Origin of the sequence: Kamptonema sp. PCC 6506 (assembly GCF_000180455.1) — a bacterium.
Lineage (GTDB): Bacteria > Cyanobacteriota > Cyanobacteriia > Cyanobacteriales > Microcoleaceae > Kamptonema > Kamptonema formosum.
On record NZ_CACA01000300.1, the window covers coordinates 16,687 to 39,322 of the forward strand.

Sequence of the window (22,636 nt, forward strand, 5' to 3'; positions counted from 1 at the left end):
GTAGCCGATCGCATTACTGAAACCAGACATCAAAAATACCTACACCTAGCCAACCACAAACATCGCACCCATAACATACTAACAGCAAAAAAGCAACCGTTACCCAAAACCCCCACAAACCGCCAACCCCCAAAACATCATTAACTTATGTCAAAATCCCCCCGAAGTGCTATATTCAACAGCGTAAACCCCGCAGAGCAACTTTTACGCTCTCAATATCCATTAACAATCTAACTGAATGCTTCCCAACTTAAAGAAAATCGGCGGAATTATCCTATTCTTCATAACATTAAAACTATTAATCGACTCACAATATATTAGACAAGCATCTAATTATATCTTAAAAACCAACCAAGCCAGCGCTACATTAGAAGCTCATATTAACACACCAAAATCACCAGAGATAGCCGCACAAACACCTGCAATTTATCAAAACTATGATGTAGTAGTTTATGGAGATGAAGTTCCAGGGGTATGTGCAGCAATTTGGGCAAAAAAATCTTTAGGCCCCAATGGAAAAGTTGCCTTAGTCCGTTCAAATCATCCTACTGCACCTCTAGGCGGCGTACTTACACGCGGTGGTTTAGGCTATGTTGACTTAGATAAAATACCAAGTTGGTATTCCGAACCCTACGCCCAATGTTTCCTTAACTTCTTAGATAAAGCTCAAGTTTCCGAAGCTTGCTTAGAGGTTAAAACAGGCGATCTAGCATTGAAAGAAATGCTATCAGAAGCCGGAATAACGATCGTTTCTGGTTCTACTCTTAACCCTCATGTCGCCAATCAAAAAATTGAATATGTAGAAGTTAAAGAAAACAATATCCGAATTAAAGCTGACTCCTATATTGATACAACTCAAGATGCAGAATTAGCCAGAAAAGCTGGCTTGTCTTATTATCGTGGCTATGAATCTCAATCGCCAAAATTGCGAGATTCTACATTATCAGTATCTTTAGTACCGACGATTACAGGCTTAACAATACCAGAGTTAAAAAAGATTGAAGATGAGATTATCTACAATCAAGAGTTAGTGACAAAAATAGAAGATAGCATTAATAAATATCAAGATCCAGCAGGGGCTGAATTCTGGATGAGAAATTTTTGGCAACCTATTTATCAACCCTATCGCGATGGTTATAATATCAGAAGTTCAGTATTAGGTGCAGCCTACCATTTAGAACATAATAAACCCTTTAATCAGGCGGGCTTCTTTTTCGATCGCGCTAATATTTGCATCTACAAAGATAACTCCTTATCTTGGAATGGGTTTTTGTTTAAATACCCCGTTGATAAAGTTATTGAACTCGAAGAAAATGGCAGAAAACCAAACTCAGAAATGATTCAAGAAATGTCATCTATCCAGGCTTGGCTACAAAAAATGTCTGGTAAAGATGTGAGATTATTTATCCCAGATGAAATCTATATCAGGCAAACATTAAATATCCGCGATGTTGTCGATCCCTTGACAGGAGAGGAAATCATCAAAGGAGGAACTGAACCAGAAAAATCTATCGGTAGTTTCTCCTATGATTTTGATTTACGAGGCGGAGTTAAAGGATTATCAATCAAAATCCCCCCTCTTCCTGTGTATAACTTTGGTATTGAAAGTGCTTTAGCTACAAAGGTAAACAATTTAGCAATTGTTGGACGTTCATCGGGATATGTGGGGATGGCTGTATCAGTGGGAAGAATTTTAACAGTTAATATTTATCAAGGTCAAGGAATTGGCGTGGCGGCGGCGATTGCGCGTCAATCTGGCGTGGCTTTGAATACAATTACTTCCAGGCAAGTTAGGGAAAAAATGGAGGAGTTAACGGGTAAAATTACAGGTTTGTACGGTAGAGATACCAGTGAAGGAGTTGATTATAGGGATGTAAAATAATCGAGATTTGGGAATAATTTGATTTTCTATCAAAAAAATTATTTAAGTTATTGCCGATAGAACACTTTAAAGTCTATCAGTAAAGTCATCCGATTGGGTAATAAAATAGAGTGACAAAAGAGGGATATTCGCTACAAAATAGACGGATTTACTGTTCAATATTCAACACCAACAACTGCAACTGAGGGAAATGATACAGTCCTTGGTACAGATTTGGGTGATACTCTTGACGGTTTAGGGGGTAATGACCGCATTTATGGTGTGGCTGGTTCGGGATACTTCACCCTTCTTACTGTATTAATGGTAAAATTAAATTTGTAGCTTCCCAATTAGGATCGCAATCCTCTTGGAACATAGCAATTATTAATTAAATTTTCACCGTGAATCCAGTTTCCCCAGCAATTGTCATTTTAGGTCAAAATAGCGTACCCCTGGCACGACAAATCATCGCCGCCTTACCCGGATCTTCCCTCTATGGCTTAGCAGATCGCACTTGGGATGTTGATATTACCTTCACCAACTTTGGCGAAACTTTACGGGAATTATTCGCCGCCGGCACTCCAATTATCGGTATTTGTGCTGCGGGAATTCTGATCCGTACTCTCGCCCCTTTAATTACAGATAAACGCTACGAACCCCCAGTTTTAGCAGTCGCGGAAGATGGCAGTGCGGTTGTACCATTATTAGGAGGATTGCATGGTGTAAATGAGTTAGCTAGAGAAATTGCCACAGCTTTAGGCGTACAGCCAGCAATTACTACCACAGGCGATATCCGCTTTCGGACTGCTTTACTTAATCCTCCCCAAGGTTACTATCTGGCAAACCCAGAAAATGCTAAAACTTTTATTTCTGATTTGTTAGCAGGGGCGACGCTACAACTAGATGGTATTGCACCTTGGTTAAGTGATAGCAAGTTACCGATCGCCAGTCTGGGAAAATTAACGGTTTGCGTGACCGAAAAAGCGGTTGTACCAAAGGCTGATTGTTTGGTATATCATCCCGCAACTGTGGCGATCGCGCTGACCTCTTTATCCAGCATTGAACCAGAAATCGCGCTGGCTTATGTGCAGCAACTTTTAGACGATTTAGGGTTAGCAGCCGCATCTGTTGCCGCGATCTTTGCTGTCAAAGGTAATATGGGAGAGCCGGCAATGGAAGCGATCGCTCAAAAGTTTAAAGTTCCTACCCGTTTTTTCGATCCAACTGAACTTGTCGAATTTCCTGCTGATATTAATGCACCATTTCCACAGGCCCACAGAGAAGAGAAAGGGATAATGGCGGGACGAATTGCGCTTACGGCTGTGGGTGTTGGGGGGCGATTGGTGAGATGTCAGGAATTTGGGGAGATGAGTGGCGCGATACCTGCGGCGGGCGTAGCGATCGCGATCGCATCGACACCGATCTATCCTGATACTATCGGACACCCACGCGGTCAACTGGCAATAGTGGGGACGGGGCCAGGAGGGACACAGTGGATGTCCCCGGAAGTCAAAGAAATATTGCGTGAAGCTACGGATTGGGTTGGCTACAAGTTCTATCTCGATTTAGCGGGCTCCCAGAGACAGGGACAAAGACGACACGATTCTGATAATCGCGAAGAATTAGACCGGGCGCGTTTTGCCTTAGATTTGGCCGCAGAAGGCAAATCTGTAGCTGTGGTTTCGTCGGGAGATCCCGGCATTTTTGCGATGGCTGCGGCTGTATTTGAGGTGTTGGAACGGGAAGCTAAGCCGGAATGGGAGGGTCTAGAAATTCGGGTTGCGCCGGGAATTTCGGCAATGCAGGCTGCTGCTGCGCTGATTGGGGCCCCTCTGGGCCATGATTTTTGCGTGGTTTCACTTTCGGATATTCTTAAGCCTTGGTCAGCGATCGAACAGCGGATTATTGCTGCGGCCGGCGCTGATTTCGCGATCGCCCTTTACAATCCAGTATCAAAACAGCGCACTTGGCAACTAGGTAAGGCAAAGGAAATTTTATTAAAATTGCGATCGCCTGAAACTCCCGTTGTCTTGGGACGCAATCTCGGCCGGCCGGGTCAATCAGTGAAGGTTTGCACTCTCGATCAATTTCAGCCTGAAGATGCCGATATGAGAACTTTGGTGATTATTGGATCGAGTCAAACTCGGATAATCGATCGTAAATATGGTGGTGTTTGGGTTTATACACCGAGGCGATATTCTGAATCAGTAATTGTTAGTGATTGATTGTTATCCGTTCTCATCTAATTTTTTCTCACTCCTGATACCAATTCTCCAAATTACAGGACTTATACCAAATCCGGGTTTACTACCCCTTTTATTATCATTGTTCGCTGTGCGAAGCAATCGCAGAGACTAGGCGATTGCTTCGCACAGCGAACAATGACGAATTATTGCTAATAAAGGGGATGGCTAACCCGGATTTTATATTAGACCTTTTTATTTATTTTTCTGCTGAGTCTTCGCTTGCTCAAGAGCGATTTCCTTAACAGCTTGGAAAGAACTTAAATTCGATGAACCTTCGATAGCTTTCACCGCCAAATCTTGCACCTGTTTCAGAGCAGAATCAAGTTGTTTTGATAGATTAGCAATTCGCGTGTCTTGATTTTGAATTGTCTGAGATAAGGATTGAACTTGTAACTCGTAGTATTGTTTTTGTCCTTCCACTTCCTTAGCATACAAATCAGACTTAATCTTGGCTTGATAATTGCCGATATTGCGACCATTATCTTTGCCATTCTTGATATTTGCTTCCAACTCTTTCGGGAAAGCTTCAACCTTGGCTTTAACCTCAGCATACAGTTTTTCGCGGTCGGCAATTGCCTTTTCACGCTCAGCCCATTGTTGCTCTTGTGCTTGCTGAAATTCTTCCATTTGCTTATAGAGCGCCTTCTTATTTAAATCGTATTCTTCAATATTCAAGTTCCGCGCAAGATTCAACTCATAATGATAGGATTCTCGATTGCGCTGATGAGCTTTTTGTTGGTTATCATTCCGTTCTTTTAGTGCTCGTTTATACTCCTCTTGTTCCTTTTCCCAAGCTTTGCGCCTGTCTAATAATTCCTGTTCAACAGTTTCGCGCCGTTCGCTTAATTCCTCTCCAAAGGCTTTGAAACTTTGTTCGTATTGTTGGATTAAATTATCCAAAGTTTCATCTTCAACTTCTTCTAAACTGTGCAAGTCTTTCAGTTGTTGAATTTCCTCCGCTACAGTCCGTCGGAGTTCTTCAAGCTTAGAAGCTTCCGATGTCAATTTTTCGGATAATTCGCTGACAGCACCCCCAAAACCTGATTGCAGCAACATCAAACTTTCAATCGTGTACTGCAACTTTTGTTGTTGAACTTGAGTTAAAGTCATGGGTTTCACTGCCTCTAAATTTGAAATTTCTTTGACTACATTTGGCTGTCCAGGAATTACTGCTGGTTTTTCCTTATTAAGCTGTTTGAGTTGCGACTCTAAAGCAGCTTTCTCTTTCGCAGCTTCTTTATAAGCTTCTAAGATTTCAGCTTTAGTGTTCTTGTCATTGATGCTTTTTGCCATCGTTGTCTATCTCCTAATATTTGGGAAATGCTATATCTCAGTAAGTAGATGATCGGGAAAATATGTATCAGGACTTACGCATTGTAAGGTTTAGGAAAGGTTTGAGATTGCTTCGTGCTTGCTTCGTTCCTCGCAATGACAATTAACAAGTAACAACCAAAAACTAACAACCAAAAACTAACAATCAACAATTAACCGTTAACCGTTAACCGTTAACCGTTAACTCTTAGTTGCAAAGGCTTTCATTGCTAATTCTTGTGCTTGTCTCATCGTGGCTTGTAATTGAGCGGAAAGGTCGGCAATTTGTTCAGTTTGTCGTGCAATTGTTTCCTGTAGCGATTGCACCTTCAATTCAGAACCCTGCTTAGTAGATTCCCATTCTTTCTCAAACAAATCTGCTTTTACTTTCGCTTCGCGGGTGACTTCTTGAATTGCTTCTTCCTTAGCTTTGATATAGGCTTGCTTCAGTTCTTCTTCAAAGCCAGCGGCTTTAGTTTGATTTTCTTCAAATTCGGCTTGATTGTCAGCAAGATATTTTTCCCGTTCTACCCATTTCTTCTCTTTCTCACGAGTAGATGCTTGCAATTCCCGTTCTAATTTGCGTTTAAACTCTTCGTATTCGTCAGTTTCTACTTTGCGAGTGCGCTCTAATTCGTATTGATAATCTGCTGTTTCCCGCTGCCTTTCTTTAGCAAGTAATGCAGTTTGTTCTGCAATAATTACCTCAAACTCCTGCTGTTCTTTTTGCCAAGCTTTTCGTTTTTCAGCCGTGTCTTTTTCAATACTTTCTCGCTGAATCCCGGCATTTTGTTCTAGCGATGCTAATTTCTCTTGGTGTTCTTGAGTTAAGATATGAAGAGCATCTGCTACGATGCGAATTTGCTGCAATTCTTGCAAGCGTTGGGTTTCAATTTCAAGGGCGCGTTTGAGTTCATCTAACTTCGAGGATTCTGTACCTAATTTCTCCGTTACTCCGTTGATGATGCTGCCAAAATCTAATTGTAAGTCAGCTAAACCTTTGACAATGCTATCAATTGTATAAGTGGCGGCAACTTCTAGGAGTTGTTTGTTTTTAGCCTTTTCTGCTTCCTCTTCCTTAGTGGCGACTTTGGATTCGATTTTTTTCTTTTCAGTCAAAATTTGCTGAAATGATTGCAAAATCTTGGCTTTGCTGTCTTTGACATTTCCTAGTGTCATCTTGCTTTTCCTGATTGTATGGTTGTACTTTAGAAACAGTTTTTCTACTTCTATGATGCGCCGATCGAACTCTGCCGTCAATAGCTAAAGTTGAAGGGCGCATCAATCATCCGAGTTTGCGAAGTTGCTTGAGAATTGCTTTATATTCTCCAACTGGATCGATTTTTTCTTCAGCTTTGTCACCAGCTAAAACTTTAAGAATTCGCTCGCAGCGTTCGCACCGATTACCTTGCCAACAATAGCACTCTTCAACTAAGCCTAAAAGAGTCTCTTTGAGTTGTTGATTTTGTGCCAAAAGTGCTTTGTAATTTCGCTGCACAGACTCGACTACTAAAGTCATGTGTTTAAAATCTTCCGTCAGACTTTCGAGATCGTTTGTAGCATCAGCGCGAATCTCTTTTGTTAGGTCTAAATTGCGTCTCAAACTGGTTTCGCGCACGTCTGATTTAGTCAAATTTGCAACTTTTTTCATTTCACCCTCTTGATACATCCTGAAATTAGTGTAGAGGCGCAATTGTTCGCGCCTCTACAATCCGATTAGAATACGTCAGCAGTTACTTTTTCTGCTGCTGGTGGTAAGGCGATACCGCCGTTAGAATTCAAGGCCATAGTCTCGTCTCGGCTATTAGTATGAGCGGCCATCAAGCAGGCAATTTCATGGGGTGGAAGGTTGTCCAAGCACACCATAGACTTTGTACTTTCTAGATCGATCATGCGTGATAGGTTGTTTTGATCGGATAAAACTGCTGCTGCTTGGTCAATAACTGACCAGTCGGAACGTTCAACCCAAGACCATTTTAAGCTGTAGTAATTGATCGGTTTTACTACACCATTATCATCGGGTTTCTGGCCGGAATGTTTAACGAATTCTGGTACAAAAAGACCAGTTGCCGGCTCTACACCTCGCGCTTGAACTGAGGCAACTAAGCAGTTAAAATCGTTTAAGCTTCGGCCTTTAATGTACGTGACCATTACAACTCCGTGCGGCAATTCCCCGGATTCAGCAACAAACCATAATTGCCCCCATAAAGTATTCTGAGTTTGGCCGAGGGAACCGAAAAATTTGCTAAATTTGAGAATGGTCATTGAAGACTTCGAGCCGCAGTCTTTGTCGCCAATTGTCCACTGTCCTGACTGGCAGTTATTGCGGACTGCGATTGGCATTTCTGGAACTAAAATTGCGTCGTTGGGTTTAGCACCAAAAACAGAAATTGTTGGTTTTTCTTGTGTCTTAGTCATTTGTTTTTCTTCCTTTCTTTTCTCTTGATTTACAACTCTAATAGCCATTAGCAATTAGCCATTAGCGAATTAAGTGGCTTGTCGTTTTAGGCTCTGGATATCTGTATTCAAGCATCGCTTCCTGCTGCGCTTTAATAATCCTTAAAGCACCAACTAAATGCTCTAAGATTTCTACGTGCGCTGGCGTAAAGTGGATACTAAAACCTTCGCCATCCCGCGCGTAGCCGGGACAAACCAGGGAGGCCGAATTTTGTTCTTCGTGGGCGGCGATATAGAGCCAGTCGTCGTCTTCGAGCTTGTAGTGCGTGTCTGTCCAAGTTCTCAACATGGCAGTTCCTCCTTGTTTGTGTACCAGCGGTTACGCTGGGCGATCGCATTCACTCCTCTGCAAGACACGCTATCTATGGCGTGTTAACTGGTTGTTTTTGGTGCGTAACGCTATCAGTACCGCATTTTCGTTGACTTTCTCATCAACTATACCCATCTTAGCGCGAGTTGATTTTATCGTCAAGCTTTTTGTTGAACTTTTATTCAAAAAAGCCTACAATAGCGATCTGGAGGGAAAAAAACGTGGAACAAACTTTTGGAAGGCTAATTCGCCAAGCTCGGAAGGATAAATCTTACTCACAACGTGAGCTAGCTGGTTTACTTAGTGTGGACTTTACTTACTTATCTAAACTGGAGAACGATCGCGCCGATTATCCGCCCAAAGAGGAGGTAATTAGAGCGTTAGCGCGGAATTTGGATCTGGATCAAGAGGAGTTGATTTTTCTGGCGGGGAGATTGCCTCAGCAGTACGAAGCCTTGCTGAGACAGAATCCGAAGGAAATGCAAGCACTTTTTCGCCGGATGCAAGACGATCCCAGTTGGATTAAAAAGTCTGTGCATTAAGTGAGAGAGGGCAACAAAGTGAGTATCTTTAAGCCGTATCGCTTTTATCCCAAAGAAACTATTGAGCGTCAAGCAAACGACATTTTGATGCGGATGCAGCAAACGTCAAATTTCGCGCCGAGATGGCCGTTTGAAGCGTCAATGGTGGCTGATTTTCTGGATTTGGGAGTAGTTTGGGACTGCATCCCGCCGGATTCAGAAGGTGCGATCGCGGCGAGGATTCTCCCCTGGCTGCGGCAAATTGAGATTAATGAAGAGATTCTTGATTTGCCTGCTGGGTTTATTGAATCAACGATCGCGCACGAGATCGGTCATTGGGTACTGCACATCAATCACGATGAGGCGGATGGTACTGTTAAACAGTTGGAATTAGATTTAGGTGATTTTGGAAAAATTGCCTCTGATTCTGAAGAACCGTTTGTCTGTCGGGGTTCGAGTGCTGATACTAAGATCGCATCAATTGAATGGCAAGCACAATATTTTGCAGGTTGTTTGTTGATGCCTCGGCATATTTTAGAACAGAAAAGGGAGGGTAAAGATTTAACGAAATGGTCGCATTTATATAAAATTCGAGATGAGTTGGGAGTGAGTATTTCTAACTTGACTAATCGCTTGCAGGAGTTTGGCTGGATTTACATTCCCAAGGGCACTCGCGAGATTTATCCGGGCCAGCCTGTGGCGGATGGACAGCAGCGATTATTTGGGTAAGATACGAGGAGGGTTGAGATTTTGTAATTAATCTCAACCCTTATATTTTGAGGGTGTGAGGTATGGTTCATGGAATCAGATAATGATGAAGAGGAGCGAAACTGGAGACAGGATAAGCTACTAACTTGGGATGATATTGATAGACTACAGAGAGGAGGAGAAAATATCCATAAAATAAAAGGTAAGCGCAATACGGCAAACAAAGACCTTTACAAAGACACTGAGGGGAATATCTATATTAAACCCAAAGGTGGTATTGGGGCGGGTGAACCAACAGGTTTGAACATTAATGATTTCTAATAAGTTTCAAAAGGAGCATTCGGATGGAATCAGAAATTTACGCCTATTTCCAGTTGGTGGGAATGGAGTTTGACCCAGACGATGTCACCGCCAAAGTAGGCATAAAACCTACTGAAATTTGGAGAATTGGTGACTTAATTACTTCACGGGGTACTAGACGACACAAGCAGAATGGTTGGAGCGTGTATTCACAAGTAGAAAATTCGATTTATTTAGAAGATTACGTAAAATCAGTGTTGGAACAGCTTCAACCAGGATGGCAGTCTTTAGTAGAGTTGTGTAAGCGTTATGATGCGGAGATTTCTTGTGTAATTTATTATCGGAGTGGGAGTGTCCCCGCGATTCATTTTGATAGGTATCTTGTTGAGATGGCGCATCAATTGAATGCGGAAATTGATGTGGATTTCTATGTTTTGCCAGAGGAAATATCTGCGGCGTGAACGCGCCGATCTATAAGGTTAAATAGGATTAATTATCTCGCAGTCCAGTTGCTTGTAAAAGTTCGTTTGCCCAAACCAGATTTTGTTCGGACAGGGACGGTATCGGAGCTCGCTCGTAATCGATTCGATAGTCATAGCCCGCGCGATCGTAAACACCTGCGAACAATTCTGGTAAGTTAACAATAGGTTCTACATCTTCCTCACGTAAGGGAAGTAGAAATACAGGTAGAGAATCGCGGAGGTTAAAAGCATAAAGTTCGGCAAGGGGACGGCGATCGCTGCGACTGACTAAAACGCGATAATCGCTTTGAATAGAATTGTTAAGTATGGGCATAGGTTCCCCTCTTCGCAGCAAGTCGATTTCAACTAAATGGGTTAAGCTACCTAAAATACTCTGGCGTTTTTTGAGATAAGTAATTCTGCCATCTCCATTGCGTTTGTTGACTGGAGAAAGAATTTCAATTGCGGTGACAACTTGCCTAGTTGCCATTTCTCGTACTTCTAGATAAGTTTGTTTAATTTTTTCCGAGGCTGGCACTTTGACGGTAGTGGGAACTGTTAGGGTAGCAGTGGCAACTAAACGGGTAGGAATATCGGGGGTATTGGGTTGACGTTTGATGGCTACATCGGGGATACCTACTAAAAGCGAGTCATCATTATTGTCATGGGTGTCGTTAATTTGATAGATACGTTTTTCAATAGCGATCTCATATTTGGGGCGAATTTGAGGGACTAGGGATTCCGCAATCATGGAAATTAACCAATGGTGAGTTTCCTGCCAGAAATCGGGGTGTTCTAAGTAGGGGTCCATTCCGGGAAAGGGTGAAGGCATAGGGCTGTATTCCGATTTATTGATTTTTAAATCATTTTAGCATTGGTTAATGTTGCGACAAGGGCGATCGTTTTTTGGGGAGAAAATGGCAATCGTCTCAAGCTACCTTTGGACAAATTTCCACTTTTACAGTCATACCTACTTGGTTGAGCATTGTAATTAAAATATCAACCGAGAATTGCCCAATTTTACCTTAAGTTAAAGCTTTGATTTGGTCGCTATTTCTTCAACGCCTTTGCCTACAATCGACATGGGTTTAAAGTCTGATGGTTGTATGCCTTGCTGGAGTGTCCAAAGTGCAAAACCGACTTCTTTTCAGGCATCTTCAGGAAGATATTGGATTTCTTCGCGGGCAGCACCAACCCACCGAATCGGTTTGATGGTCATTGGGTTTGTTGAGAATCGAATACTGTAACAATTGTAACACAGAGGATGAAGATTAGTTATCTGTGGCTTGTGTTAGGGGCGATCGCACTTTAGTTAGATTGGTGGGTGGAAGGGCGCTCGCGCCCCACTTACCGTTATATAATTATCAATACCGTTAACGGCGAAGCCAATGCGTTTTGATACCTACATCCACTCAATTCAGAATAATCTTCAGCGGGGCAGCGAGCGCACCCATTACCCAACTTTCAAGAAATTACTCGATAACCAGGCTGCTAGTCTCGAAGCAATCATAGAAGAAAAAGGTAATAAAGCAGGCGTTCCCGATTTTACAATCAGACGGCGCGATTTGCTCGTCGGTTATGTGGAAGCTAAGGATGTCGGATTAGATTTAAATCCAGTTGAAAAAACAGAACAGCTTCAGCGATATCGAGAATCTCTAAACGGTAACTTAATTTTAACCAATTATCTAGAGTTTCGCTGGTATGTTGAGGGCAAAGTCAGATTAACCGCAGTTTTAGCCAAAAGAATCGGCAACGAAATTACACTCCAAAACCCTGAGAAAACTATTGAGCTAATCGAGGGATTTCTTAACTACAGTGGCGCTGCCATTAATAGTCCAGAAGACTTAGCAAAACAGATGGCGCGATTAACCAAATCAATTCTACTCGCTACAGAAGCAGCTTTGCAAATAGAAAATGAAAGCGGAGAATTGCATCAACTCAAACGTGGTTTTAATGAAATACTCCTACCCGATCTCAATGATGCGGCTTTTGCAGATATGTATGCTCAAACTATTTCCTACGGTTTATTTGCGGCGCGAGTTGGTCACGCTCAAAATCCCCGAAATCAAGTTTTCGATCGCCGAACTGCTGGCACGTACATCCCAGCCACTAATCCGTTTTTGCGACGGTTATTTAACAGTATTATCGAAACAGATTTACTCGGTCAAATCAACTGGGCAATAGATGATTTAGTGGAGCTACTAGGGCGAGTTGACATGACTGTTATTCTCGAAAATTTTGGTCGCCGCACTCGACAATCAGATCCAGTAGTTCATTTTTACGAAACGTTTCTAGCAGCTTACAATCCAGCTTTGCGGAAAAGTCGGGGCGTTTACTACACTCCTGAACCCGTCGTATCATTTATTGTTCGCTCTGTCGATTATATCCTAAAAAACCGTTTTAATCTGCCTTTAGGATTAGCGGACAATACAAAAAACCCAGACACGCAAAAGCCGCGAGTGCAAATTTTAGATCCGGCAACTGGTACGGGTACTTTCCTTTACGGAGTTGTCGATCGCATTTATCAAAATCTGGAAGATATGGGAATATCTGGGAGTTGGAATCAATACGTGCAGGAGAATTTATTAACCCGATTATTTGGTTTTGAGTTGTTGATGGCTCCCTATGCGATCGCACATCTCAAACTCGGTTTGCAACTGCAAAATCTCGGCTATGAGTTCAGCAGCAAGCAGCGTTTAGGAGTTTATCTTACGAATACTTTAGATGAAGCTTTAAAAAAATCGGAGGTTCTGTTTGCTCAATTTGTCGCACAAGAAGCTAATGAAGCTTCAGCAATTAAGCGGGATTTTCCGGTGATGGTTGTGTTGGGAAATCCGCCTTATTCGGTAAGTTCACAAAATGCGAGTAAACGGCGCAGAGTTGCTAGTTCTGATGCAACTTATTTAGCAGATATTAAATACACCGGCAAAGATTGGCAGAAAGTTTTTAAGAAAGCGAAAAAAGGTAAAAATATTACAGAATTAACCAAGATTGGCGAACTGTTGGAACGTTACAAAGGTAGAGTCAGGTTGGAAGGCGAGAAAAATATTCAACCGTTGGATGATGACTATATTAAGTTTATTTGTTTTGCTCATGATCGTATCGAAGAAACAGGCTATGGAATTGTTGCATTTATAACAAATCATTCGTATTTAAATGGCTTAATTCATCGCGGAATGCGGGAACAATTACTGAACGGTTTTGATAAAATTTATGTGATGGATTTACATGGGAATTCTCTACTGAAGGAAACTCCCCCAGATGGCAGTATCGATAAAAATGTGTTTGATATTCAGCAGGGTGTGGCGATTTTATTGGCGGTGAAAAGTTTGGAGGTAAATAATAAATTTAGCCAAGTTTTTTATTATGATTTGTGGGGAAGCCGGCAATATAAATATGAGTTTTTGAACAATACTGATATTGATTCTGTTTCCTGGCAAAAGTTACAGCCTTCTCCGCCTAATTACTTTTTTGCACCAAAGGAGTTAGAATTTGCGGAGGAATATCAAACTTTGATGCCGGTGACAGAAATTTTCGGATTATATAAAAATGGTATTCAAACTGGCCAAGATGAATTTTCTACGGCATTAGATAAGTCTGATTTGGAAGGAAGATTAAAATTATTTCACTCAAAAGATGTAACAATTAGCGAGATTCAAGCTAAATTTGGCTTAAAAGATAAGGCAGGCTGGAATTTGGCCGCAGAAAGACAAATGGCTTTATCTGAAGGCTACGATGCGAATTTGATGCGTTCTTATTTTTATCGGCCTTTTGATGTCCGGTGGATTTATTTTAGCAAGAGAATTTTAAAAAGACCTGTAAAAGAAGTAATGCAGCAAATGTTGCAACCCAACTTAGCGCTTATTTTATGCCGACAACAGGTAGAGTCAGGATTTCGTCATGTTTTTGTGACAAGTTTGCTAGCAGATTGTAATGCAATTTCAATTAACTCAAGAGAGTTTAATTCCTATTTCCCTCTCTATCTTTACCCTGACACAGAGACCGAACAAGGAAACTTGTTTACTGAACCCACAGCCAATCTATCCCAAAAGTTCCTCAGTGCGATTCGCGAAAAACTCGGCTATATACCAACTCCGGAAGCAATCTTTTATTACGCCTATTCTGTCTTTCACAGTCCTACCTACCGCCAGCGTTATGCAGAATTCTTGAAAATAGACTTTCCCCGCTTACCCTTAACTGGCGACCAGGAAATTTTCACAGCATTAGCTAAAAAAGGTGAGGAATTGGTAGCACTGCATTTGATGAAATCGCAAAAATTAAATAAAGTCATTACTAAATATCCGGTGAGCGGCGATAATGCTGTTAGTGAAGTTACTTATAATGAATCTCAACGGCGGGTTTATATTAACAAACAGCAATACTTTGAAGGTATTCCCCCTGAAGTGTGGGCGTTTAAAGTGGGCGGATATCAAGTGTTGGATAAATGGCTAAAAGACCGCAAAAAAGCTAACAGAAGTTTATCTTTTGACGATGTGTTGCACTATCAGCGCGTCGTGGTTGCTTTGAAAGAGACAATGCAAATTATGGCTGAAATAGATAATGTAATACCTGGTTTCCCTTTTTTACCGTAGCCTATCAATAGAAGTAATACCAATTTCAAAAAAGTATGCAACAGTCTTCTTGTCCCCCCCTTTGCAAGGGGGGCTAGGGGGGTCGAAGAGTCTTGCATGATTTTAGAGAAATAGTATAACTCAAATTCTGTAATAGCCATCATTCACACGCTATAATAAACTCAACCCAAAAAACTTGGTGGAGCAAAAAATGACAACACAAATACTCGAACTAGAGGGAACATGGGAAGAAATTCTTACCCATGCTTCAGAATTAGCAGGTCATCGGGTTCGCGTAACTGTTATTCCTGACAGCGAATCACTGAAGTCAGCAGAAGAATGTTTCCGTCAAGGATGGCACGAAGCAATGACAGGACAGACAATACCGCTTTCTGAACTATGGGATGAAATTGATGCAGAGTGAACCTACTTCAAATATCACATCCTCTCCAACACTCCAATCCCCAACAAACCTAAACCTAACTTCAAAGTCTTGGCCGTCAAATCGCACAAAACTAACCGCGAAGTCCTCAAAGGTTCCTCAGATTTCAACACCGGACATTGCTCAAAAAACTGATTAAACTTCTGACTTAGCTCAAACAAATACTGACAAATTCGATTAGGTAACAAATCCCCTTCAACAGCACCCACAACCTCACTCAATTGTAATAAATGCTTAGCCAAAACTAACTCTGCATCTTCCTTTAAAATCACTTTCGCATCCGCACCCAAATTATCAAAATTAATCTCACCTTTACGGCCAATCCCCTTAACTCGCACATAAGCATACAACAAATAAGGAGCCGTATTACCCTTAAGATCGAGCATTTTATCGTAACTAAAAGTATAATTGCTCGTGCGATTTTGGCTCAAATCTGCATACTTCACCGCACTCAAACCAATCACCTTGGCGACATTAGCAATAAACTCCTCAGTTTCCTCTCTCTTTTCTTCCTGTAACCGCTTTTCCAAATCGGCACGCGATCGCACTATAGCCTCATCCAACAAATCCCGCAACCGCACTGTCTCCCCGGAACGAGTTTTCGACTTCTTCCCATCTTCTCCCAACACCAACCCAAAGGGAACGTGAACGATCTCTACATCATCAGGAATCCAACCCGCCTTTCTCGCTACCTGAAAAAATTGGGCAAAATGGTTAGCTTGTCCAGAATCCGTAACATAAATTAACCGATTTGCACCATCTTTCTCAATCCGATAGCGCAGCGCGGCTAGATCGGTTGTCGCATAGTTAAAACCGCCGTCTGACTTCTGGACAATTAACGGTAAAGGTTCACCTTCTTTATTAGTAAAACCTTCTATAAATACGCACTTTGCGCCGTTATCTTCCACCAATAAACCCAATTTTGTCAAATCTTCGACGACACCAGGTAACAGCGGATTATAAAAAGATTCGCCGCGTTCAGTTAATTTAATATCCAGTAAATCGTAAATAACTTGAAATTCGCGACGGGATTGTTCGCATAGTAAATTCCAAGCGCGGCGAGTATCTTCTGCACCTGCTTGTAAGCGCACCACCTCTTGTCTGGCTGTTTCTTTAAAGGTTTCATCTTCATCAAACCGCTTTTTAGCTTTGCGATAAAAATCAACTAAATCCCCTAAATCCAAAGCATCAGCAGTTGTCAAGGCCTCTGGGTAAACTTCCCGCAGATAGGCGATTAACATTCCGAATTGCGTACCCCAATCGCCTACATGATTTAAGCGTAAAACATCGTGACCTTGAAATTCTAAAATCCGTGCGAGACAATCTCCAATAATTGTCGATCGCAAATGTCCGACGTGCATCTCTTTAGCAATATTCGGACTAGAAAAATCGATCGCTACTCGCTGCGGCGTTTTTGTAGGCGCAATTCCCAATCGCGGATTGTTGGCGATCGCATTCACTTCCCCTTCCAAATACTCTGGTTTCAGGGTCAAATTGATAAAACCAGGGCCCGCGATCGTCGGAGTTTCGCACAAATCCGCCACATCCAGATTTTCAATAATTGCCGATGCGATCGCGCGCGGCGGTTTCCCCAACTTCTTCGTCAGCGACATCGCCGCATTACACTGATAATCGCCAAATTTAGGATTACTCGCCAATACCAGCATCGGATCTGTACCCGCCAAATCTTCGCCAAAGGCTGCGATTATTGCCCCGATCAAATTTTGCTTTAAGCTGTTCAATAGTAGATGTCATAATTTTCAGGAAGAAGGAAGAAGGAAGAAGGAAGAAGGAAAAAGGAAGAAGGAAAAGTGAGAGGATATTTATCCTATTAGCAAGCCCTAATTAGCAATTAGCAATAGGACTTACGCTTACATAACGCCGCCAACAAGCGCGGTTTCTTGACCGCCAAGATGGCGGCGTTACGGATACTTTTAGGTAAATCCTGACCAATTACTCAAGTACAGGACTTACGCACTCTCTAGGTAACGCCGCCATCCTGGCGGTTAAAGAACTACCCTTGAAAAACAGCCGTACTGCGATTTTGCGTAAGTTCTGAATTAGCAATTATCCTGTTTTCATGTAACTGAAAACAGTAATAATTAAGCGCCAGCAGCAGCAGGAGCCCCAACCACTTCACCCTTAAGCATTCGAGAAGCAGCATCAAGCAAATGCTCCTCTAAATAAGGCTTAGTGAAATAACCCCGTGCGCCCAAACTGTAAGCCATTTGGCGGTGTCTATCCGCCCCACGACTCGTTAACATTGCGATCGGCAACTCAGATAAAGTCGAATCCTTTTGCATCCGGGATAACAACTCCAAACCATCCATCCGAGGCATTTCAATATCGCAGAATACGATATCGCAAGGCAAACCAGACTTCAGTTTTTCCCAAGCTTCCTTACCATCGCGAGCTTCTTCAACTCGGTATCCAGACTTCTCAAAAGTAATCGAAAGCAGCGATCGCACGGTAATCGAATCATCCACAATCAACACAGTGGGCTCATTCTTATCAGGCGGGGCCTCAGCGGGAGGCTGAGAACTATTCTCATCCCAGAACGCTACAGTATTATCCTTGCTGAGTCGTCCCGTAGCTAAATCAATTAGTTCTAAAACATCTGCGATCGCGACAATCCTACCATCCCCCAACACCGTCGCCCCCGCAATTCCCACCGGCTTCGGTACCGGCCCTTCCAATTGTTTAATTACAATCTCCTGCTCAGTGGAAACCTGGTCAACCTGCACCGCCAAGAAAATCCCGGCCGTTCGCAGTACGATCACCGAAATCATGTCATCGTCAGCATTAAACCCGTAAACGCTACCCCGGCCTAAATAGCGGTTGTAACCCAACAACTCCCGCAAATGGCGGAAAGGTAACATCGAACCCCGCCATTCAATACTATGCTGACCATCTGCCCCTACCTGCACCTGTTCGCGGGGGACATCGATCATATCCTCCACCCCATCCATCGGGAAAGCAATCCGAGCGCGATCGCTAATACAGCAAAGCGCCTTAGAAATACTCAAAGTCAGCGGTAAGCGAATCGTAAACACCGTCCCCTTACCAACAGTCGAGTCAATACTAATACTGCCTCGAATTTCGCTCAAGCTAGTCCGCACCACATCCATCCCCACACCGCGTCCGGCAAATTCCGTCGCCTGTTCCTGGGTACTAAATCCCGGCATAAACAGCAAATCGTAAACATCAGCGCGAGACATTTTTTGCGCCCCCGCCGCAGTAATCAACCCTTGCTTGAGCGCCTTCGCCTTCACCTTTTGCGGATCGATCCCGGCCCCATCGTCAGAAATCGAAATCACCGTCTGGTTGCCTTGATGGAACACCCGAATCGTAATCTTACCTACTGCGGGCTTACCAGCGGCCTGTCGCACATCGGGAGTTTCAATCCCGTGAGTAATGGCATTATTCACCAAGTGAGTCATAGGGTCATATAACTGCTCCAGAATCATCTTGTCGATTAAAGTATCTTTGCCCTCAACCACTAATTGCGCCTGCTTACCGCATTTAATGGAAATATCTCGCACCGCACGGGGTAGTCTGTCTGCTGTTTGAGCAAAAGGCATCATCCGCGCGCGAGTTAAGCCTTCTTGCAACTGAGTTGTAACTTGCCGCAATTGGCGAGTCACTTGGTCGGCCTCATCCACCAAAAATTCAATGTCAGCGGCCGACTCCCGGACTCGGACGATCAGCTCAATAATCTCTTGAGATTGGCTATGGAAAGGAGTAAACCGGTCTAATTCTATATCTGAGAAACCAAAACGGTTGCTGCTGCTACTGCTGTGCTGGTCGTTACCCTGAACCTCTGGCTGCCAAGTATTGCGATGAGCTTGGCGCGTTGCTAACAGGGAAATTTCTAGGAGCGATCGCTCATAGAGGTCTTGCATCCGCGCCCCTACATCGGACAGCAGGGATACTTGATGCAGCAAATTGTCTAAGAACTGCCGCATCCGCTCTTGATCCTGCTCCAAACTGTTGCGGTTAACCACCAGTTCCCCCATCAGGTTACTGAGGTTATCTAACTGCTTGACTGGAACCCGCATCGTCTGCTCGAAGGAACGGCGGTTAGGTCGAGCATTGCGGCTAGCCTGTCCCATCACTGTTTCGCGGCCCGAGCCAGCTTGACCTTTAATTTGATCGAGCAATATGCCTAAGTCCCCAAATTCGTCATCAGTGCCGTCGTCTAATTCCACAGGGACAGATATGTTGCTAGCAATTGGTGCAACTTGTGGTTCTGGGACTCGTTCTTCTGAATCTATCAGCAAGTCTTCCAAATCGGAGAAAACATCTGATTCCAACGCGGCATCATGGCGATCGTCATTGCTCTGTGTCGCCTCACTCAACATCGCTTCTAAATCAGCAAAATCTTCCGCACTCTCTGATGCCAAGAACTCGCTCTCTGTCTCGTTTGCAGTTAACTGAGTTGTCAACTCTGGCATCTGGGCCGCTTCAATTGCCGCTTCTGAGTTCATCGAGACCTCGGCATCTTTCGAGTCTAGCAAGTCGTCTAAGCTGCCTTCCTCAGCGGAGTTTTCTGCTACTGCGATCGAGGTATCCGCCGACTCCGAAATTTCAAATTCCCCCAACAAATCCATTTCATTTTCTAACCAGTTATCGGGTGCAACTGGCATTTCATCGACATCTTCGACCCCTGATAATTCTGCTGCATCCGTTTCCATTTCTAGATCCAAATCACCTTCTGCTTCCAGCAACTCGTCTAGCAATTCCATTTCACTACTATCTTCAGTTTTGCGATCGGAATTTGTAGATAGAGCGCTGGCAATTTCTTCTTCTTCCGCAAATCCTTCCCAGTCTGAGAGGTCGGCATTTTCCCCAGACATATCTAAACTGGGTAATTCTAAATCGTTATCGTTGGCATCCTCTAAATCGAGCCAATTTTCTACATTAGCAACTGCTTCTAGGTCATTTTCTAGGTCATCTTCTAGGTCATTATTGTCAATGTCGGAATCTGAACCAAACAGTTCATCGAAATCAGTATCTTGGGACTCCGCTGTTGCCAGAGGTACAGGAGCGATTTCTTCTTCTTCTTCTTCGCTTTCCTCACTCAGGTTTTCCATATCCCCAAATAGAGCATCTAAATCTGCATTTTCCAGCCCCAGTTCTGGTGAAGTGGTTTCTGCCTCTTCTTGGTCGAGAGAGTCTGTAAACCAATTGCTCTCTTCGCCCTCCTCATCCAAGCTCGGTATCATGTCGATCGCGGAAACTTCGGTTTGTTGCTCGTTGCTCAATCCAGCTTCAAGTTCTTGACCGTTATCAGCATCGTTGACTGGAGCGATCGCCAACAGCTCTGTCAAATCATCGTCATCTATTGAGAATTCAAGATTGCTCTCCTGCTCAAAAGCGCCGTCGCTTTCCTGTGCGAGGCCTCCATTCATCTCCTGTTCAAAAGCTCCCTCACTTCCCCATTCCCCTTCTCCTTCCCAGTCAGATGGTAATGCTAAGTCGTCAAGTTCATTATCGTTAATCTCGTCGAACAAATTAGCTAATTCTCCCGATTTTTCCTCAGATAGACCATTAAGTTTACGGCTCGAATTATTGGCACTGGGAGCCAATAATTCATTTGTTCCTAATGCCATCTCTGCTTCCTCTTCCCCTTCTCCTAACATGAAATCCCCACCAAATAAGCTGGTGAGGTCATCTGTTGGTGGCATCTGTCTAGTGACTTCCTTGCGTTTATCTTCTTCTGTATCGAATAGCAAGTCTGTAAAATCACCAGAATTATCATCATCTGAAGCGGGCAAGCCAATAGCTGTTCCAGAGGTCATTTCGGGAAGATCGTCCTCTTCTTCCCAAGCGCCGTCTAGGTCTGGCGTTTCCCCCTCAAACAAATCGGCTAAGGTGTTAAGTTCTGCTATCCCTACTTCTGGCCCGGTTCTACTAGCTCCTTTAAAGGAAAGTGCCTCCTGCTCTGTCGCTCCGAAGGGTGTCCCATCGTCAAACTGAAGCATAGTTTCCTGATGGTTGCTGTTAGTATCTCCCCATTCAAATCCTGAGTTTGTGTTGGTTTCTACCTTATTAAATATTTCGTCGAGATCCATTTCGGAGTCTGTACTAGCGTCAGATTGCTCTGCTAATTCTGCTAATAAGTCATCCTCTTCTTGTTCGTTGAATTCTACGCCTGTTAAATCCCAAAGAGTTTCTTCTGCGTTTTCTCCTTGTCCGTAATCTTCGGCGAAGGCCAACAAATCTTCTAGTTCGCTATCTCTTTCTTCTTCAATAGCAGGTTCTGGTGGTAGCAGGGCGATCAGATTTTGACCGGGTGCGATTTCGGCTTCGCGACCGACAATTACTAATTCTTGGGCTTGTTTGATGTCTCTGATAACTACTTGTGCCAGGTTGCGGTAAGTGTTTTCAGGATTTGCGATCGCTCTTTCTACTGTGCCGATTAATTCCACCCAGTTACGGAGTTCAAATTGTTCGCCTGCTGCCTTAAAATTGCGGCAGATTTTATCTAGTTGTTGCCGACTTTCTGCACTTTCGGGGCGTTTAAATACTTGCAACATTTGCCGCAGTTGGTCGGTAACATCTGAGCGAAAAATTAGTTGCAGCGCACTTTCTTCTTTTGCTTGTACAGGAGCTTTTGGTAATGGGGCGACAACGGACAAGTTTCTGCCTGCTACCCCTCCTATTGCTCCTGCCATTACTATCTCTGGTTCGTGCAATTCGGTGGCTTCCCACACACCGCCGCTTTGTTTAACGATGTGGGCGAGGTGGTTATTGAGTTCTTGAAATACTGGTTCTACTTCTTTGAGCATTTGGTCGGCTGTTTCTTCCGTCAGACCAAAGGGCCCTGACAACTGCTCGATCAGCGTGCTCATGGTATCGAAAACGCGCAGGAAATATGATTCTAGCTTCTGGTCTACCTTCACGCCTTCACATTCTTTAAGAATTTTAAAACTGTCTTCTAGGCGATGAGCTGTTTGTTGAATGCTGCTGAGTCCCAACATTGCCGCTCCACCTTTGACTGAGTGAGCGGCTCTAAATACTTCGTTAACAAGTTCTTGGTCTTCGATAGTGGATTGCAAATTTAGCAAGCCTTGTTCAATTGTATTGAGGTGGTCTTTTGCCTCCTCAATAAAGTAACCCATAATCCTCTGTTGTTGCTCCGGCAGCATAATTCGCTCCAAATTTTGTTAATTGTTAATTGTTAACTGTTAATTGTTAACTGTTAATAGGACTTACGCTCATGGCTTCAGAAACCGGGTTTTTGGAAAAATCTTTGGGTGAAGGCGAAGTATTTTCGTCAAAAAACCCGGTTTCTTTGGATTGGGTACGTAAGTCCTGTGTTAATTGTTAACTGTTAGTTGTTATTAGTTGTTAACTAATAGATAGTTGTTAACTATTAGTTATTAACTGTTAACATTAATTCCCTTACCCTGCCCCCATACTCAAGAGCTCAACAGCTCCCCATC

General features: G+C 43.2%; 15 protein-coding genes and 1 pseudogene. 8 read left to right on the plus strand and 8 right to left on the minus strand.

Annotation, left to right across the window (positions count from 1 at the left end; translation table 11 throughout):
• Positions 1-238: 238 nt before the first annotated feature.
• Positions 239-1,882, plus strand: coding sequence for an FAD-dependent oxidoreductase (locus tag OSCI_RS17690; RefSeq protein WP_007356430.1), 1,644 nt, complete (start codon positions 239-241; stop codon positions 1,880-1,882).
• 380 nt (positions 1,883-2,262) lie between these two features.
• Entirely contained in the window at positions 2,263-4,086 is a 1,824-nt protein-coding gene (gene cobJ, locus OSCI_RS17695) for a precorrin-3B C(17)-methyltransferase (RefSeq protein ID WP_007356431.1), read from the plus strand.
• Positions 4,087-4,299: 213 nt separating this feature from the next.
• Here the strand turns inward: cobJ and OSCI_RS17700 are convergent, their stop codons facing one another.
• The 5 genes from OSCI_RS17700 to OSCI_RS17720 all read right to left on the minus strand — a co-directional run bounded on the left by OSCI_RS17700 (position 4,300) and on the right by OSCI_RS17720 (position 8,164).
• Entirely contained in the window at positions 4,300-5,400 is a 1,101-nt protein-coding gene (locus OSCI_RS17700; protein ID WP_007356432.1) for a hypothetical protein, read from the minus strand.
• A gap of 219 nt (positions 5,401-5,619) precedes the next feature.
• Entirely contained in the window at positions 5,620-6,597 is a 978-nt protein-coding gene (locus OSCI_RS17705; RefSeq protein WP_007356433.1) for a hypothetical protein, read from the minus strand.
• A gap of 106 nt (positions 6,598-6,703) precedes the next feature.
• Positions 6,704-7,069 carry a hypothetical protein gene (locus OSCI_RS17710; protein WP_026103678.1) on the minus strand — a complete coding sequence of 122 codons (366 nt, stop codon included), beginning with the start codon at positions 7,067-7,069 and terminating at the stop codon, positions 6,704-6,706.
• 65 nt (positions 7,070-7,134) lie between these two features.
• Positions 7,135-7,836, minus strand: a complete 702-nt coding sequence (locus OSCI_RS17715) for a hypothetical protein (RefSeq protein ID WP_007356435.1) — start codon at positions 7,834-7,836, stop codon at positions 7,135-7,137.
• A gap of 61 nt (positions 7,837-7,897) precedes the next feature.
• Positions 7,898-8,164 (minus strand): hypothetical protein, encoded by a 267-nt coding sequence (locus OSCI_RS17720; RefSeq protein WP_007356436.1) that lies wholly within the window; start codon positions 8,162-8,164, stop codon positions 7,898-7,900.
• Positions 8,165-8,406: 242 nt separating this feature from the next.
• Here OSCI_RS17720 and OSCI_RS17725 point away from each other — a divergent pair, with 242 nt between their 5' ends.
• From OSCI_RS17725 to OSCI_RS17740, 4 genes are all read left to right on the plus strand, one after another.
• The gene (locus OSCI_RS17725; protein WP_007356438.1) at positions 8,407-8,727 is read left to right on the plus strand and encodes a helix-turn-helix domain-containing protein; all 321 of its coding nucleotides are present in this window, start codon (positions 8,407-8,409) and stop codon (positions 8,725-8,727) included.
• A gap of 18 nt (positions 8,728-8,745) precedes the next feature.
• Positions 8,746-9,435 (plus strand): ImmA/IrrE family metallo-endopeptidase, encoded by a 690-nt coding sequence (locus tag OSCI_RS17730; RefSeq protein ID WP_007356439.1) that lies wholly within the window; start codon positions 8,746-8,748, stop codon positions 9,433-9,435.
• Positions 9,436-9,504: 69 nt separating this feature from the next.
• Entirely contained in the window at positions 9,505-9,735 is a 231-nt protein-coding gene (locus tag OSCI_RS17735; RefSeq protein WP_007356440.1) for a polymorphic toxin type 33 domain-containing protein, read from the plus strand.
• 23 nt (positions 9,736-9,758) lie between these two features.
• The gene (locus OSCI_RS17740) at positions 9,759-10,175 is read left to right on the plus strand and encodes a DUF4279 domain-containing protein (RefSeq protein WP_007356441.1); all 417 of its coding nucleotides are present in this window, start codon (positions 9,759-9,761) and stop codon (positions 10,173-10,175) included.
• A gap of 28 nt (positions 10,176-10,203) precedes the next feature.
• On the opposite strand, the gene OSCI_RS17745 is transcribed toward OSCI_RS17740, so the two are convergent.
• Complete coding sequence (locus OSCI_RS17745) at positions 10,204-11,007, minus strand: DUF4058 family protein (RefSeq protein WP_007356442.1); 804 nt, start codon at positions 11,005-11,007, stop codon at positions 10,204-10,206.
• Positions 11,008-11,563: 556 nt separating this feature from the next.
• On the opposite strand from OSCI_RS17745, the gene OSCI_RS17750 reads away from it, so the two are divergent.
• Together OSCI_RS17750 and OSCI_RS17755 are read left to right on the plus strand one after the other, a co-directional pair.
• Entirely contained in the window at positions 11,564-14,767 is a 3,204-nt protein-coding gene (locus OSCI_RS17750; protein WP_007356443.1) for a type ISP restriction/modification enzyme, read from the plus strand.
• 190 nt (positions 14,768-14,957) lie between these two features.
• Entirely contained in the window at positions 14,958-15,170 is a 213-nt protein-coding gene (locus OSCI_RS17755; protein WP_007356444.1) for a hypothetical protein, read from the plus strand.
• A 14-nt stretch (positions 15,171-15,184) separates the two neighbouring features.
• Here the strand turns inward: OSCI_RS17755 and argS are convergent.
• Together argS and OSCI_RS17765 are read right to left on the minus strand one after the other, a co-directional pair.
• Positions 15,185-16,943 (minus strand): annotated as a pseudogene (argS, locus tag OSCI_RS17760) (arginine--tRNA ligase).
• 347 nt (positions 16,944-17,290) lie between these two features.
• Positions 17,291-22,339 (minus strand): response regulator, encoded by a 5,049-nt coding sequence (locus OSCI_RS17765; RefSeq protein WP_007356446.1) that lies wholly within the window; start codon positions 22,337-22,339, stop codon positions 17,291-17,293.
• Positions 22,340-22,636: the final 297 nt, after the last annotated feature.

Excerpts from the sequence above, each read along its gene's own strand:
- OSCI_RS17690 (WP_007356430.1), top strand. The coding sequence starts at position 239 with ATGCTTCCCAACTTAAAGAAAATCGGCGGAATTATCCTATTCTTCATA.
- OSCI_RS17700 (WP_007356432.1), bottom strand. The coding sequence starts at position 5,400 with ATGGCAAAAAGCATCAATGACAAGAACACTAAAGCTGAAATCTTAGAA.
- OSCI_RS17705 (WP_007356433.1), bottom strand. The coding sequence starts at position 6,597 with ATGACACTAGGAAATGTCAAAGACAGCAAAGCCAAGATTTTGCAATCA.
- OSCI_RS17710 (WP_026103678.1), bottom strand. The coding sequence starts at position 7,069 with ATGAAAAAAGTTGCAAATTTGACTAAATCAGACGTGCGCGAAACCAGT.
- OSCI_RS17715 (WP_007356435.1), bottom strand. The coding sequence starts at position 7,836 with ATGACTAAGACACAAGAAAAACCAACAATTTCTGTTTTTGGTGCTAAA.
- OSCI_RS17720 (WP_007356436.1), bottom strand. The coding sequence starts at position 8,164 with ATGTTGAGAACTTGGACAGACACGCACTACAAGCTCGAAGACGACGAC.
- OSCI_RS17735 (WP_007356440.1), top strand. The coding sequence starts at position 9,505 with ATGGAATCAGATAATGATGAAGAGGAGCGAAACTGGAGACAGGATAAG.
- OSCI_RS17740 (WP_007356441.1), top strand. The coding sequence starts at position 9,759 with ATGGAATCAGAAATTTACGCCTATTTCCAGTTGGTGGGAATGGAGTTT.
- OSCI_RS17745 (WP_007356442.1), bottom strand. The coding sequence starts at position 11,007 with ATGCCTTCACCCTTTCCCGGAATGGACCCCTACTTAGAACACCCCGAT.
- OSCI_RS17750 (WP_007356443.1), top strand. The coding sequence starts at position 11,564 with ATGCGTTTTGATACCTACATCCACTCAATTCAGAATAATCTTCAGCGG.
- OSCI_RS17755 (WP_007356444.1), top strand. The coding sequence starts at position 14,958 with ATGACAACACAAATACTCGAACTAGAGGGAACATGGGAAGAAATTCTT.
- OSCI_RS17765 (WP_007356446.1), bottom strand. The coding sequence starts at position 22,339 with ATGCTGCCGGAGCAACAACAGAGGATTATGGGTTACTTTATTGAGGAG.